The 12,566-nt window shown below is 41.0% G+C and carries 23 protein-coding genes; all 23 read left to right on the top strand.

Annotation, left to right across the window (positions count from 1 at the left end):
- Nucleotides 1-170: 170 nt before the first annotated feature.
- The 23 genes from rpsJ (at nucleotide 171) to HW098_RS04980 (ending at nucleotide 12,459) form a co-directional block, all read left to right on the top strand.
- Nucleotides 171-479 (top strand): 30S ribosomal protein S10, encoded by a 309-nt coding sequence (gene rpsJ / locus HW098_RS05090; RefSeq protein ID WP_001284513.1) that lies wholly within the window; start codon nucleotides 171-173, stop codon nucleotides 477-479.
- 216 nt (nucleotides 480-695) lie between these two features.
- Nucleotides 696-1,322, top strand: a complete 627-nt coding sequence (gene rplC / locus HW098_RS05085; protein WP_000160197.1) for a 50S ribosomal protein L3 — start codon at nucleotides 696-698, stop codon at nucleotides 1,320-1,322.
- Between the two features lie 24 nt (nucleotides 1,323-1,346).
- On the top strand, nucleotides 1,347-1,970 hold the full coding sequence (rplD, locus tag HW098_RS05080; protein WP_000024539.1) for a 50S ribosomal protein L4: 624 nt from the start codon (nucleotides 1,347-1,349) through the stop codon (nucleotides 1,968-1,970).
- Nucleotides 1,970-2,266, top strand: a complete 297-nt coding sequence (locus HW098_RS05075; RefSeq protein WP_001055347.1) for a 50S ribosomal protein L23 — start codon at nucleotides 1,970-1,972, stop codon at nucleotides 2,264-2,266. Before rplD ends, HW098_RS05075 begins: the two co-directional genes overlap by 1 nt.
- Nucleotides 2,267-2,283: 17 nt before the next feature.
- Complete coding sequence (gene rplB / locus HW098_RS05070) at nucleotides 2,284-3,117, top strand: 50S ribosomal protein L2 (protein ID WP_000512911.1); 834 nt, start codon at nucleotides 2,284-2,286, stop codon at nucleotides 3,115-3,117.
- A gap of 103 nt (nucleotides 3,118-3,220) precedes the next feature.
- Nucleotides 3,221-3,502 (top strand): 30S ribosomal protein S19, encoded by a 282-nt coding sequence (gene rpsS / locus HW098_RS05065; protein WP_000533766.1) that lies wholly within the window; start codon nucleotides 3,221-3,223, stop codon nucleotides 3,500-3,502.
- An 11-nt stretch (nucleotides 3,503-3,513) separates the two neighbouring features.
- The gene (gene rplV / locus HW098_RS05060; protein WP_000818137.1) at nucleotides 3,514-3,858 is read left to right on the top strand and encodes a 50S ribosomal protein L22; all 345 of its coding nucleotides are present in this window, start codon (nucleotides 3,514-3,516) and stop codon (nucleotides 3,856-3,858) included.
- Nucleotides 3,859-3,870: 12 nt separating this feature from the next.
- Nucleotides 3,871-4,524, top strand: a complete 654-nt coding sequence (gene rpsC / locus HW098_RS05055) for a 30S ribosomal protein S3 (protein ID WP_000529936.1) — start codon at nucleotides 3,871-3,873, stop codon at nucleotides 4,522-4,524.
- Nucleotides 4,525-4,527: 3 nt separating this feature from the next.
- Nucleotides 4,528-4,941, top strand: coding sequence for a 50S ribosomal protein L16 (rplP, locus tag HW098_RS05050; RefSeq protein WP_000960946.1), 414 nt, complete (start codon nucleotides 4,528-4,530; stop codon nucleotides 4,939-4,941).
- A gap of 9 nt (nucleotides 4,942-4,950) precedes the next feature.
- Nucleotides 4,951-5,157 carry a 50S ribosomal protein L29 gene (rpmC, locus tag HW098_RS05045; protein WP_000772918.1) on the top strand — a complete coding sequence of 69 codons (207 nt, stop codon included), beginning with the start codon at nucleotides 4,951-4,953 and terminating at the stop codon, nucleotides 5,155-5,157.
- A 24-nt stretch (nucleotides 5,158-5,181) separates the two neighbouring features.
- Entirely contained in the window at nucleotides 5,182-5,442 is a 261-nt protein-coding gene (gene rpsQ / locus HW098_RS05040; protein WP_000440801.1) for a 30S ribosomal protein S17, read from the top strand.
- Nucleotides 5,443-5,467: 25 nt separating this feature from the next.
- Nucleotides 5,468-5,836 carry a 50S ribosomal protein L14 gene (rplN, locus tag HW098_RS05035; protein WP_000616545.1) on the top strand — a complete coding sequence of 123 codons (369 nt, stop codon included), beginning with the start codon at nucleotides 5,468-5,470 and terminating at the stop codon, nucleotides 5,834-5,836.
- Between the two features lie 183 nt (nucleotides 5,837-6,019).
- Nucleotides 6,020-6,325, top strand: a complete 306-nt coding sequence (gene rplX, locus HW098_RS05030) for a 50S ribosomal protein L24 (protein ID WP_000497691.1) — start codon at nucleotides 6,020-6,022, stop codon at nucleotides 6,323-6,325.
- A gap of 23 nt (nucleotides 6,326-6,348) precedes the next feature.
- Nucleotides 6,349-6,891 carry a 50S ribosomal protein L5 gene (gene rplE, locus HW098_RS05025; RefSeq protein ID WP_000013542.1) on the top strand — a complete coding sequence of 181 codons (543 nt, stop codon included), beginning with the start codon at nucleotides 6,349-6,351 and terminating at the stop codon, nucleotides 6,889-6,891.
- A gap of 17 nt (nucleotides 6,892-6,908) precedes the next feature.
- Nucleotides 6,909-7,094: a type Z 30S ribosomal protein S14 gene (locus HW098_RS05020; RefSeq protein WP_001085697.1), complete on the top strand. Its 186-nt coding sequence runs from the start codon at nucleotides 6,909-6,911 to the stop codon at nucleotides 7,092-7,094.
- A 284-nt stretch (nucleotides 7,095-7,378) separates the two neighbouring features.
- A complete protein-coding gene (gene rpsH / locus HW098_RS05015; protein ID WP_000245504.1) occupies nucleotides 7,379-7,777 on the top strand; it encodes a 30S ribosomal protein S8 in 399 nt (132 codons plus the stop codon).
- Between the two features lie 187 nt (nucleotides 7,778-7,964).
- The gene (gene rplF / locus HW098_RS05010) at nucleotides 7,965-8,501 is read left to right on the top strand and encodes a 50S ribosomal protein L6 (protein ID WP_000086622.1); all 537 of its coding nucleotides are present in this window, start codon (nucleotides 7,965-7,967) and stop codon (nucleotides 8,499-8,501) included.
- Nucleotides 8,502-8,584: 83 nt separating this feature from the next.
- The gene (gene rplR / locus HW098_RS05005) at nucleotides 8,585-8,941 is read left to right on the top strand and encodes a 50S ribosomal protein L18 (RefSeq protein WP_000624044.1); all 357 of its coding nucleotides are present in this window, start codon (nucleotides 8,585-8,587) and stop codon (nucleotides 8,939-8,941) included.
- Between the two features lie 17 nt (nucleotides 8,942-8,958).
- Nucleotides 8,959-9,453, top strand: coding sequence for a 30S ribosomal protein S5 (gene rpsE, locus HW098_RS05000; RefSeq protein WP_000874202.1), 495 nt, complete (start codon nucleotides 8,959-8,961; stop codon nucleotides 9,451-9,453).
- 13 nt (nucleotides 9,454-9,466) lie between these two features.
- The gene (gene rpmD, locus HW098_RS04995; protein ID WP_000057241.1) at nucleotides 9,467-9,649 is read left to right on the top strand and encodes a 50S ribosomal protein L30; all 183 of its coding nucleotides are present in this window, start codon (nucleotides 9,467-9,469) and stop codon (nucleotides 9,647-9,649) included.
- 144 nt (nucleotides 9,650-9,793) lie between these two features.
- Nucleotides 9,794-10,234, top strand: a complete 441-nt coding sequence (gene rplO / locus HW098_RS04990) for a 50S ribosomal protein L15 (RefSeq protein ID WP_000766087.1) — start codon at nucleotides 9,794-9,796, stop codon at nucleotides 10,232-10,234.
- Between the two features lie 12 nt (nucleotides 10,235-10,246).
- Nucleotides 10,247-11,557: a preprotein translocase subunit SecY gene (secY, locus tag HW098_RS04985; RefSeq protein WP_049511466.1), complete on the top strand. Its 1,311-nt coding sequence runs from the start codon at nucleotides 10,247-10,249 to the stop codon at nucleotides 11,555-11,557.
- Nucleotides 11,558-11,820: 263 nt separating this feature from the next.
- On the top strand, nucleotides 11,821-12,459 hold the full coding sequence (locus HW098_RS04980) for an adenylate kinase (protein ID WP_001050436.1): 639 nt from the start codon (nucleotides 11,821-11,823) through the stop codon (nucleotides 12,457-12,459).
- Nucleotides 12,460-12,566 lie beyond the last annotated feature (107 nt).

Genomic DNA, 12,566 nt, shown 5'->3' with positions numbered 1-12,566 from the left:
ATCCCTTGCAATCGCAGGGGCTTTGTGTTATTCTATTATGGTGCTGTAAATTACAGCTTTAGCTTTGATGCAAGAGGTTGCGACACGCTCGGTTGCATTGCCACGCAACACCGCGTCGGTTTTCTTGTGGAGCTAGCCTATTATCTTAAATAGACGAAAAGGAGAAAAAGATGGCAAACAAAAAAATCCGTATCCGTTTGAAAGCTTACGAACACCGTACGCTTGACACAGCGGCTGCAAAAATCGTAGAATCAGCTACTCGTACAGGTGCACAAGTTGCGGGTCCAATCCCACTTCCAACTGAACGTAGCCTCTACACAATCATTCGTGCGACTCACAAATACAAAGACTCTCGCGAACAATTTGAAATGCGTACACACAAACGTTTGATCGATATCGTTAACCCAACTCAAAAAACAGTTGATGCCTTGATGAAATTGGATCTTCCAAGTGGTGTAAACGTAGAAATCAAACTTTAATCTAAAATATAAAAGAGCAGAGGCTGGTGTTTCAATCTAATTGAACACGGGCTAAACTCGGTGTGGAAAAAATAAACTTCCTAGTGTCTGCCAGACACTGCGTCAGTTTCCTATTTTCACTTTGAGTTTGACGCCCTTTGTATCTTAGACTTGAGCATAAAAAACGCTCGTTAAAAACTTTTTGAATAAAAAATATAGAAAAGGAACTATTTTCTCATGACAAAAGGAATCTTAGGGAAAAAAGTGGGAATGACTCAAATCTTCACTGAAGCTGGCGAATTGATCCCTGTAACAGTTATTGAAGCAACTCCAAACGTTGTTCTTCAAGTTAAAACTGTTGAAACAGACGGATACAACGCTATCCAAGTTGGTTTCGATGACAAACGCGAAGTATTGAGCAACAAACCTGCTAAAGGACATGTAGCGAAAGCTAACACGGCTCCTAAGCGCTTCATTCGTGAATTCAAAAACGTTGAAGGCTTGGAAGTTGGTGCTGAAATCACAGTTGAAACATTCGCAGCTGGAGACGTTGTTGACGTAACTGGTACTTCTAAAGGTAAAGGTTTCCAAGGTGTTATCAAACGCCACGGACAATCACGTGGACCAATGGCTCACGGTTCTCGTTACCACCGTCGTCCAGGTTCTATGGGACCTGTTGCACCTAACCGCGTATTTAAAGGTAAAAACCTTGCAGGACGTATGGGTGGTGACCGCGTAACAATTCAAAACCTTGAAGTTGTACAAGTTGTTCCAGAAAAGAACGTTATCCTTATCAAAGGTAACGTACCAGGTGCTAAGAAATCTCTTATCACTATCAAATCAGCAGTTAAAGCTGGTAAATAATAAAGAAAGGGGAAATCAGTCACAATGGCAAACGTAACATTATTTGACCAAACTGGTAAAGAAGCTGGCCAAGTTGTTCTTAACGATGCAGTATTTGGTATCGAACCAAATGAATCAGTTGTGTTTGATGTGATCATCAGCCAACGCGCAAGCCTTCGCCAAGGAACACACGCTGTTAAAAACCGCTCTGCAGTATCAGGTGGTGGACGCAAACCATGGCGTCAAAAAGGAACTGGACGTGCTCGTCAAGGTTCTATCCGCTCACCACAATGGCGTGGTGGTGGTGTTGTCTTCGGACCAACTCCACGTTCATACGGCTACAAACTTCCACAAAAAGTTCGTCGCCTAGCTCTTAAATCAGTTTACTCTGAAAAAGTTGCTGAAAACAAATTTGTAGCCGTTGATTCTCTTGAATTTACAGCTCCAAAAACTGCTGAATTTGCAAAAGTTCTTGCAGCATTGAGCATCGATTCTAAAGTTCTTGTTATCCTTGAAGAAGGAAATGAATTCGCAGCTCTTTCAGCTCGTAACCTTCCAAACGTGAAAGTTGCAACTGCTACAACTGCAAGTGTTCTTGACATCGCAAATAGCGACAAACTTCTTGTCACACAAGCAGCTATCTCTAAAATCGAGGAGGTTCTTGCATAATGAATTTGTATGATGTTATCAAAAAACCTGTCATCACTGAAAGCTCAATGGCTCAACTTGAAGCAGGAAAATATGTATTTGAAGTTGACACTCGTGCACACAAACTTTTGATCAAGCAAGCTGTTGAAGCTGCTTTCGAAGGTGTTAAAGTTGCCAATGTTAACACAATCAACGTAAAACCAAAAGCTAAACGTGTTGGACGTTACACTGGTTTTACTAACAAAACTAAAAAAGCTATCATCACACTTACAGCTGATTCTAAAGCAATCGAGTTGTTTGCTGCTGAAGCTGAATAATCTAAGGAGGAAATATCGTGGGAATTCGTGTTTATAAACCAACAACAAACGGTCGCCGTAATATGACTTCTTTGGATTTCGCTGAAATCACAACAAGCACTCCTGAAAAATCATTGCTTGTTGCATTGAAGAGCAAGGCTGGTCGTAACAACAACGGTCGTATCACAGTTCGTCACCAAGGTGGTGGACACAAACGTTTCTACCGTTTGGTTGACTTCAAACGTAACAAAGACAACGTTGAAGCAGTTGTTAAAACAATCGAGTACGATCCAAACCGTTCTGCAAACATCGCTCTTGTACACTACACTGACGGTGTGAAAGCGTACATCATCGCTCCAAAAGGTCTTGAAGTTGGTCAACGTATCGTTTCAGGTCCAGAAGCAGATATCAAAGTCGGAAATGCTCTTCCACTTGCTAACATCCCAGTTGGTACTTTGATCCACAATATCGAGTTGAAACCAGGTCGTGGTGGTGAATTGGTACGTGCTGCTGGTGCATCTGCTCAAGTATTGGGTTCTGAAGGTAAATACGTTCTTGTTCGTCTTCAATCAGGTGAAGTTCGTATGATTCTTGGAACTTGCCGTGCTACAGTTGGTGTTGTCGGAAACGAACAACACGGACTTGTAAACCTTGGTAAAGCAGGACGTAGCCGTTGGAAAGGTATCCGCCCAACAGTTCGTGGTTCTGTAATGAACCCTAACGATCACCCACACGGTGGTGGTGAAGGTAAAGCACCAGTTGGTCGTAAAGCACCATCTACTCCATGGGGCAAACCTGCTCTTGGTCTTAAAACTCGTAACAAGAAAGCGAAATCTGACAAACTTATCGTTCGTCGTCGCAACGAGAAATAATATTAAACTAGTCGCTTAAGCCACTAGTAAATCCGCCAGCTCGGTAGCGCTCCATAGGAGCGCAAGCCGCTGTGGTACAACATTTAAAGGAGAAAATATAAAAATGGGACGCAGTCTTAAAAAAGGACCTTTCGTCGATGAGCATTTGATGAAAAAAGTTGAAGCTCAAGCTAACGACGAAAAGAAAAAAGTTATTAAAACTTGGTCACGTCGTTCAACGATCTTCCCAAGTTTCATTGGTTACACTATTGCAGTTTATGACGGACGTAAACACGTACCTGTTTACATCCAAGAAGACATGGTAGGTCACAAACTTGGTGAATTTGCACCAACTCGTACTTACAAAGGTCACGCTGCAGACGACAAGAAAACACGTAGAAAATAAGGAGAACATAAATGGCAGAAATTACTTCAGCTAAAGCAATGGCTCGTACAGTACGTGTTTCACCTCGTAAATCACGTCTTGTTCTTGATAACATCCGTGGTAAAAGCGTAGCCGATGCAATCGCAATTTTGACATTCACTCCAAACAAAGCTGCTGAAATCATTTTGAAAGTTTTGAACTCAGCTGTAGCTAACGCTGAAAACAACTTTGGTTTGGATAAAGCTAACTTGGTAGTATCTGAAGCATTTGCAAACGAAGGACCAACTATGAAACGTTTCCGTCCACGTGCGAAAGGTTCAGCTTCACCAATCAACAAACGTACAGCTCACATCACTGTAGCTGTTGCAGAAAAATAAGGAGGTAAAATCGTGGGTCAAAAAGTACATCCAATTGGTATGCGTGTCGGCATCATCCGTGATTGGGATGCCAAATGGTATGCTGAAAAAGAATACGCGGATTACCTTCATGAAGATCTTGCAATCCGTAAATTCGTTCAAAAAGAACTTGCTGACGCAGCAGTTTCAACTATTGAAATCGAACGCGCAGTAAACAAAGTTAACGTTTCACTTCACACTGCTAAACCAGGTATGGTTATCGGTAAAGGTGGTGCTAACGTTGATGCACTCCGTGCAAAACTTAACAAATTGACTGGAAAACAAGTACACATCAACATCATCGAAATCAAACAACCTGATTTGGATGCTCACCTTGTAGGTGAAGGTATTGCTCGTCAATTGGAGCAACGTGTTGCTTTCCGTCGTGCACAAAAACAAGCAATCCAACGTGCAATGCGTGCTGGAGCTAAAGGAATCAAAACTCAAGTATCAGGTCGTTTGAACGGTGCAGATATCGCCCGTGCTGAAGGATACTCTGAAGGAACTGTTCCACTTCACACACTTCGTGCAGATATCGATTACGCTTGGGAAGAAGCAGATACTACATACGGTAAACTTGGTGTTAAAGTATGGATCTACCGTGGTGAAGTTCTTCCAGCTCGCAAAAACACTAAAGGAGGTAAATAACCAATGTTAGTACCTAAACGTGTTAAACACCGTCGTGAATTCCGTGGAAAAATGCGCGGTGAAGCAAAAGGTGGAAAAGAAGTAGCATTCGGTGAATACGGTCTTCAAGCTACAACTAGCCACTGGATCACTAACCGCCAAATCGAAGCTGCTCGTATCGCCATGACTCGTTACATGAAACGTGGTGGTAAAGTTTGGATTAAAATCTTCCCACACAAATCATACACTGCTAAAGCTATCGGTGTGCGTATGGGATCTGGTAAAGGGGCACCTGAAGGTTGGGTAGCACCAGTTAAACGTGGTAAAGTGATGTTCGAAATTGCTGGTGTATCTGAAGAGATTGCACGCGAAGCGCTTCGTCTTGCTAGCCACAAATTGCCAGTTAAATGTAAATTCGTAAAACGTGAAGCAGAATAAGGAGAAGGCATGAAACTTAATGAAGTAAAAGAATTTGTTAAAGAACTTCGTGGTCTTTCTCAAGAAGAACTCGCGAAGCGCGAAAACGAATTGAAAAAAGAATTGTTTGAACTTCGTTTCCAAGCTGCTACTGGTCAATTGGAACAAACAGCTCGCTTGAAAGAAGTTAAAAAACAAATCGCTCGTATCAAAACAGTTCAATCTGAAGCGAAATAATAGACTAGGGAAGGAGAAATTTCAATGGAACGCAATAATCGTAAAGTTCTTGTTGGACGTGTTGTATCTGACAAAATGGACAAGACAATCACAGTTGTAGTTGAAACAAAACGTAACCACCCAGTCTATGGTAAACGTATTAACTACTCTAAAAAATACAAAGCTCATGATGAAAACAATGTTGCCAAAGAAGGCGATATCGTACGTATCATGGAAACTCGTCCGCTTTCAGCTACAAAACGTTTCCGTCTTGTAGAAGTTGTTGAAGAAGCGGTTATCATCTAATCAAACCTGAAAGGAGAAAACTGAAATGATTCAAACAGAAACTCGTTTGAAAGTCGCAGACAACAGCGGTGCTCGCGAAATCTTGACTATCAAAGTTCTTGGTGGTTCAGGACGTAAATTTGCAAACATCGGTGATGTTATCGTGGCATCTGTAAAACAAGCTACTCCTGGTGGTGCGGTTAAAAAAGGTGACGTTGTTAAAGCAGTTATCGTTCGTACTAAATCAGGTGCTCGTCGTGCTGATGGTTCATACATCAAATTTGACGAAAACGCAGCAGTTATCATCCGTGAAGATAAAACTCCTCGCGGAACACGTATCTTTGGCCCAGTTGCACGTGAATTGCGTGAAGGTGGCTTCATGAAGATCGTGTCACTTGCTCCAGAAGTACTTTAATTGGTTGCTCAAAGAAAATTAAAACAAGTCTAGGAAGTAAAACGAAAGCATAACTTAAGTTAGGTGAGTTGAAACTGACGAAGGATTGCTTTGATTTTCGAAGAGCAAAAACAAACAAACTAGTCCCCTGGATTTACTTCCAGGGTGCCCTTATGGGCGTAAGAAAAATCAAGGAGAAACCTAATGTTTGTAAAAAAAGGCGACAAAGTTCGCGTAATCGCTGGTAAAGATAAGGGAACAGAAGCTGTTGTCCTTACTGCCCTTCCAAAAGTAAACAAAGTTATCGTTGAAGGTGTTAACATCGTTAAGAAACACCAACGTCCAACTAACGAGCTTCCTCAAGGTGGTATCATCGAGAAAGAAGCAGCTATCCACGTATCAAACGTTCAAGTATTGGACAAAAATGGTGTAGCTGGTCGTGTTGGTTACAAATTTGTAGACGGTAAAAAAGTTCGCTACAACAAAAAATCAGGCGAAGTGCTTGATTGATCACGAAGGAAAGGAGAAGTATAATGGCAAATCGTTTAAAAGAAAAATATCTTAATGAAGTAGTTCCTGCTTTGACAGAACAATTTAACTACTCATCAGTGATGGCTGTGCCTAAAGTAGATAAGATCGTTTTGAACATGGGTGTTGGTGAAGCTGTATCAAACGCTAAAAGTCTTGAAAAAGCTGCTGAAGAATTGGCACTTATCTCAGGTCAAAAACCACTTATCACTAAAGCTAAAAAATCAATCGCCGGCTTCCGTCTTCGTGAAGGTGTTGCGATCGGTGCAAAAGTTACCCTTCGTGGTGAACGTATGTACGAATTCTTGGATAAATTGGTTTCAGTTTCACTTCCACGTGTACGTGACTTCCACGGTGTTCCAACAAAATCATTTGACGGACGCGGAAACTACACACTTGGTGTGAAAGAACAATTGATCTTCCCAGAAATCAACTTCGATGACGTTGACAAAACTCGTGGTCTTGACATCGTTATCGTAACAACTGCTAACACTGACGAAGAGTCACGTGCATTGCTTACAGGCCTTGGAATGCCTTTTGCAAAATAATATAGGAGGTAAATCTAATGGCTAAAAAATCAATGATTGCTAAGAACAAACGTCCAGCGAAGTTCTCTACTCAAGCTTATACTCGTTGTGAAAAATGTGGTCGTCCACATTCAGTTTACCGCAAATTTAAACTTTGCCGTGTTTGCTTCCGTGAATTAGCATATAAAGGTCAAATCCCTGGTGTAACAAAAGCATCTTGGTAATTTAAGATATCAAGGGCGTCAAAACTCTAAGTGAAAATAGGAAACTTGACGAAGAAACTGAAGTTTCTAGGAAAGTTTATCTTTTTCACACAGAGTTTAGCCCGGGTTCAGTTGGCTTTGCCAATTTGAACACGAGCTACAGCTTTGGCAAAAAAGACCAATTTGCTTTGGAGCATCGTTCCTGCATCAAATTGCCTATTTTTGCTCGTGCTGTTACGCTCTTTGTATCATGTATTAACTAGCAAGTGCAACTTGCAAACTACTAGTAAGAGGAGAAAAACAAAATGGTTATGACTGACCCAATCGCAGACTTCCTAACTCGTATTCGTAATGCTAACCAAGCTAAACACGAAGTACTTGAAGTACCTGCATCAAACATCAAAAAAGGGATTGCTGAAATCCTTAAACGCGAAGGTTTTGTAAAAAACGTTGAAATCATCGAAGATGACAAACAAGGCATCATCCGTGTATTCCTTAAATACGGACCAAACGGTGAAAAAGTTATCACTAACTTGAAACGTGTTTCTAAACCAGGACTTCGTGTCTACAAAAAACGTGAAGACCTTCCAAAAGTTCTTAACGGACTTGGAATTGCTATCCTTTCAACTTCTGAAGGTTTGCTTACTGATAAAGAAGCACGCCAAAAGAATGTTGGTGGGGAAGTTATCGCTTACGTTTGGTAATATTTAGTTCCCAATTTCTTTGTGACTCTTCGTTATCGTCTCTTGCCTAACCTAAAGTTATGCCTGCGAGACGATGCCTAGATTCACTTTGAAATTGCAACCTAAATGTTCCTTTAAATCGAGGAATCGATTTAACCCCGTGAAAACTGGCCGTTCTGGCCTGACAATTTAACAGGAGAAAATAAACATGTCACGTATTGGTAATAAAGTTATCGTGTTGCCTGCTGGTGTTGAAATCACTAACAATGACAACCTTGTAACTGTAAAAGGACCTAAAGGAGAACTTACTCGTGAGTTCTCAAAAGATATTGAAATCCGTGTGGAAGGTACTGAAGTAACTCTTCACCGTCCAAACGATTCAAAAGAAATGAAAACTATCCACGGAACTACTCGTGCCCTTTTGAACAACATGGTTGTTGGTGTATCAGAAGGATTCAAGAAAGAACTTGAAATGCGCGGGGTTGGTTACCGTGCACAACTTCAAGGATCTAAACTTGTTTTGGCTGTTGGTAAATCTCATCCAGACGAAGTTGAAGCTCCAGAAGGAATTACTTTTGAACTTCCAAACCCAACAACAATCGTTGTTAGCGGAATTTCAAAAGAAGTAGTTGGTCAAACAGCTGCTTACGTACGTAGCCTTCGTTCACCAGAACCATATAAAGGTAAAGGTATCCGTTACGTTGGTGAATTCGTTCGCCGTAAAGAAGGTAAAACAGGTAAATAATGTTGAGTGGTTGAGTCTCAACCACCAACCTATTTTCCAACTTTGTGCATAGCACACGATTTAAAACTAAAGAGGTGAAAACTGTGATTTCAAAACCAGATAAAAACAAACTCCGCCAAAAACGCCATCGTCGCGTTCGCGGAAAACTCTCTGGAACTGCTGATCGCCCACGTTTGAACGTATTCCGTTCTAATACAGGCATCTACGCTCAAGTGATTGATGACGTAGCGGGTGTAACGCTCGCAAGTGCTTCAACTCTTGACAAAGAAGTTTCAAAAGGAACTAAAACTGAACAAGCCGTTGCTGTCGGTAAACTCGTTGCAGAACGTGCAAACGCTAAAGGTATTTCAGAAGTGGTGTTCGACCGCGGTGGATATCTATATCACGGACGTGTGAAAGCTTTGGCTGATGCAGCTCGTGAAAACGGATTGAAATTCTAATAGGAGGACACTAGAAAATGGCATTTAAAGACAATGCAGTTGAATTAGAAGAACGCGTAGTTGCTGTCAACCGTGTTACAAAAGTTGTTAAAGGTGGACGTCGTCTTCGTTTCGCAGCTCTTGTTGTTGTTGGTGACCACAACGGTCGCGTAGGATTTGGTACTGGTAAAGCTCAAGAAGTTCCAGAAGCAATCCGTAAAGCAGTAGATGATGCTAAGAAAAACTTGATCGAAGTTCCTATGGTTGGAACAACAATCCCACACGAAGTTCTTTCAGAATTCGGTGGAGCTAAAGTATTGTTGAAACCTGCTGTAGAAGGTTCTGGAGTTGCCGCTGGTGGTGCAGTTCGTGCCGTTGTGGAATTGGCAGGTGTGGCAGATATTACATCTAAATCACTTGGTTCTAACACTCCAATCAACATTGTTCGTGCAACTGTTGAAGGTTTGAAACAATTGAAACGCGCTGAAGAAGTTGCTGCCCTTCGTGGTATTTCAGTTTCTGATTTGGCATAAGAAAGGGGATAAAATGGCTCAAATTAAAATTACTTTGACTAAGTCTCCAATCGGACGCATTCCATCACAACGTAAAACTGTTGTAGCACTTGGACTTGGCAAATTGAACAGCTCTGTTATTAAAGAAGATAACGCTGCTATCCGTGGTATGATCACAGCAGTATCTCACTTGGTAACAGTTGAAGAAGTAAACTAATGAATTTTTAGGGGATGTGCACTATACCATCCCCTAAAACTAGATATAGTCATCTATGATGACGTCGTATAGGCGAGTTGATGGGGGAGACAACCTTTTCTCCCTTATCGGCGCTAGCATTTTACAAAAGAGGAGAAAATAAAAATGAAACTTCATGAATTGAAACCTGCAGAAGGTTCTCGTAAAGTACGTAACCGTGTTGGTCGTGGTACTTCATCAGGTAACGGTAAAACATCTGGTCGTGGTCAAAAAGGTCAAAAAGCTCGTAGCGGTGGCGGAGTTCGCCTTGGTTTTGAAGGTGGACAAACTCCATTGTTCCGTCGTCTTCCAAAACGTGGATTCACTAACATCAACGCTAAAGAATACGCAATTGTGAACCTTGACCAATTGAACGTCTTTGAAGATGGTGCTGAAGTTACTCCAGTTGTTCTTATCGAAGCAGGAATTGTTAAAGCTGAAAAATCAGGTATTAAAATTCTTGGTAACGGTGAGTTGACTAAGAAATTGACTGTGAAAGCAGCTAAATTCTCTAAATCAGCTGAAGAAGCTATCACTGCTAAAGGTGGTTCAGTAGAAGTCATCTAAGAGAGGTGACCTATGTTTTTTAAATTATTAAGAGAAGCTCTTAAAGTCAAGCAGGTTCGATCAAAAATTTTATTTACAATTTTTATCGTTTTGGTCTTTCGTATCGGAACTAGCATTACAGTTCCTGGTGTGAATGCCAATAGCTTGAATGCTTTAAGTGGATTATCCTTCTTAAACATGTTGAGCTTGGTGTCGGGGAATGCCCTAAAAAACTTTTCGATTTTTGCCCTAGGAGTTAGTCCTTATATCACCGCTTCTATCGTTGTCCAACTCTTGCAAATGGATATTTTACCCAAGTTTGTAGAGTGGGGGAAACAAGGGGAAGTAGGCCGAAGAAAATTGAACCAAGCTACTCGTTATATTGCTCTAGTTCTCGCTTTTGTGCAATCTATCGGGATTACAGCTGGTTTTAATACCTTGGCTGGAGCTCAATTGATTAAAACTGCTTTAACTCCACAAGTTTTTCTGACGATTGGTATCATCTTAACAGCTGGTAGTATGATTGTCACTTGGTTGGGTGAGCAAATTACAGATAAGGGATACGGAAACGGTGTTTCCATGATTATCTTTGCCGGGATTGTTGCCTCAATTCCAGAGATGATTCAGGGCATCTATGTGGACTACTTTGTGAACGTCCCAAGTAGCCGTATCACTTCATCTATCATTTTCGTAATCATTTTGATTATTACTGTATTGTTGATCATTTACTTTACAACTTATGTTCAACAAGCAGAATACAAAATTCCAATCCAATATACTAAGGTTGCACAAGGTGCTCCATCTAGCTCTTACCTTCCATTGAAGGTAAACCCTGCTGGAGTTATCCCTGTTATCTTTGCAAGTTCGATTACTGCAGCGCCTGCGGCGATTCTTCAGTTTTTGAGCGCTACAGGTCATGATTGGGCTTGGGTAAGGGTAGCACAAGAGATGTTGGCAACCACTTCTCCAACTGGTATTGCCATGTATGCTTTGTTGATTATTCTCTTTACATTCTTCTATACGTTTGTACAGATTAATCCTGAAAAAGCGGCAGAGAACCTACAAAAGAGTGGTGCCTATATCCATGGAGTTCGTCCTGGTAAAGGTACAGAAGAATATATGTCTAAACTTCTTCGTCGTCTTGCAACTGTTGGTTCCCTCTTCCTTGGTGTGATTTCCATTTTGCCGATTGCAGCTAAAGATGTATTTGGTCTTTCTGATGTTGTTGCCTTTGGGGGAACAAGTCTCTTGATCATTATCTCTACAGGTATCGAAGGAATCAAACAATTGGAAGGTTACCTATTGAAACGTAAGTATGTTGGTTTCATGGATAGAACAGAATAAAAGTATTTACTGATACTCTTCGAAAATCTCTTCAAACCACGTCAGCTTTATCTGCAACCTCAAAGCAGTGCTTTGAGCAACCTGCGGCTAGCTTCCTAGTTTGCTCTTTGATTTTCATTGAGTATGAATCAGTAAATGCTGAGGGAGTGGAGGTTTAACTCTAACATTAGTGAGAGTTTGGTCTCCCCTCTTCTATTTTGTTTTTAAATAGGGGTGAAAAGATTTTTTGCTTCTATTTAAAAATAAAATAAGGAGATCAGATCATGAATCTTTTGATTATGGGCTTACCTGGTGCAGGTAAGGGAACTCAAGCAGCAAAAATCGTTGAACAATTCCATGTTGCACATATCTCAACAGGGGATATGTTCCGCGCTGCTATGGCAAATCAAACTGAAATGGGTGTTCTTGCTAAGTCATACATTGACAAGGGTGAATTGGTTCCTGACGAAGTTACAAATGGAATCGTAAAAGAACGTCTTTCACAAGATGATATTAAAGAAACAGGATTCTTGTTGGATGGTTACCCACGTACAATCGAACAAGCTCATGCCTTGGACAAAACATTGGCTGAACTTGGCATTGAACTAGAAGGTGTCATCAACATCGAAGTGAATCCAGATAGCCTCTTGGAACGTTTGAGTGGCCGTATCATCCACCGCGTAACTGGAGAAACTTTCCACAAGGTCTTTAACCCACCAGTTGACTATAAAGAAGAAGATTACTACCAACGTGAAGATGATAAGCCTGAGACAGTAAAACGTCGTTTGGATGTGAATATTGCTCAAGGGGAACCAATCATTGCTCACTATCGTGCCAAAGGTTTGGTTCATGACATCGAAGGTAATCAAGATATCAATGATGTCTTCTCAGATATCGAAAAAGTATTGACAAATTTGAAATAAAGCGCTTTTCACACTTGCAAAAATCCGCTACAAATGTTATACTGAGATAGTCTGACTTATAATTGTTGTCTCTGTGTCTAGAGGCATCGAATCGAAATTTATGGAGG

It is taken from the genome of Streptococcus sp. 1453 (genome assembly GCF_013276955.1).
Lineage (GTDB): Bacteria > Bacillota > Bacilli > Lactobacillales > Streptococcaceae > Streptococcus.
This window is presented reverse-complemented; position numbering and strand designations above follow the sequence as displayed.

Bases quoted from the DNA above. Each gene is read 5' to 3' on its own strand.
- rpsJ (WP_001284513.1), top strand. From the start codon at position 171: ATGGCAAACAAAAAAATCCGTATCCGTTTGAAAGCTTACGAACACCGT.
- rplD (WP_000024539.1), top strand. From the start codon at position 1,347: ATGGCAAACGTAACATTATTTGACCAAACTGGTAAAGAAGCTGGCCAA.
- rpsS (WP_000533766.1), top strand. From the start codon at position 3,221: ATGGGACGCAGTCTTAAAAAAGGACCTTTCGTCGATGAGCATTTGATG.
- HW098_RS04980 (WP_001050436.1), top strand. From the start codon at position 11,821: ATGAATCTTTTGATTATGGGCTTACCTGGTGCAGGTAAGGGAACTCAA.
- rplF (WP_000086622.1), top strand. From the start codon at position 7,965: ATGTCACGTATTGGTAATAAAGTTATCGTGTTGCCTGCTGGTGTTGAA.
- rplC (WP_000160197.1), top strand. From the start codon at position 696: ATGACAAAAGGAATCTTAGGGAAAAAAGTGGGAATGACTCAAATCTTC.
- rplX (WP_000497691.1), top strand. From the start codon at position 6,020: ATGTTTGTAAAAAAAGGCGACAAAGTTCGCGTAATCGCTGGTAAAGAT.
- secY (WP_049511466.1), top strand. From the start codon at position 10,247: ATGTTTTTTAAATTATTAAGAGAAGCTCTTAAAGTCAAGCAGGTTCGA.
- rpsH (WP_000245504.1), top strand. From the start codon at position 7,379: ATGGTTATGACTGACCCAATCGCAGACTTCCTAACTCGTATTCGTAAT.
- rpmD (WP_000057241.1), top strand. From the start codon at position 9,467: ATGGCTCAAATTAAAATTACTTTGACTAAGTCTCCAATCGGACGCATT.
- rpsQ (WP_000440801.1), top strand. From the start codon at position 5,182: ATGGAACGCAATAATCGTAAAGTTCTTGTTGGACGTGTTGTATCTGAC.
- HW098_RS05020 (WP_001085697.1), top strand. From the start codon at position 6,909: ATGGCTAAAAAATCAATGATTGCTAAGAACAAACGTCCAGCGAAGTTC.
- HW098_RS05075 (WP_001055347.1), top strand. From the start codon at position 1,970: ATGAATTTGTATGATGTTATCAAAAAACCTGTCATCACTGAAAGCTCA.
- rplE (WP_000013542.1), top strand. From the start codon at position 6,349: ATGGCAAATCGTTTAAAAGAAAAATATCTTAATGAAGTAGTTCCTGCT.
- rplP (WP_000960946.1), top strand. From the start codon at position 4,528: ATGTTAGTACCTAAACGTGTTAAACACCGTCGTGAATTCCGTGGAAAA.
- rpmC (WP_000772918.1), top strand. From the start codon at position 4,951: ATGAAACTTAATGAAGTAAAAGAATTTGTTAAAGAACTTCGTGGTCTT.
- rplO (WP_000766087.1), top strand. From the start codon at position 9,794: ATGAAACTTCATGAATTGAAACCTGCAGAAGGTTCTCGTAAAGTACGT.
- rplN (WP_000616545.1), top strand. From the start codon at position 5,468: ATGATTCAAACAGAAACTCGTTTGAAAGTCGCAGACAACAGCGGTGCT.
- rplV (WP_000818137.1), top strand. From the start codon at position 3,514: ATGGCAGAAATTACTTCAGCTAAAGCAATGGCTCGTACAGTACGTGTT.
- rpsE (WP_000874202.1), top strand. From the start codon at position 8,959: ATGGCATTTAAAGACAATGCAGTTGAATTAGAAGAACGCGTAGTTGCT.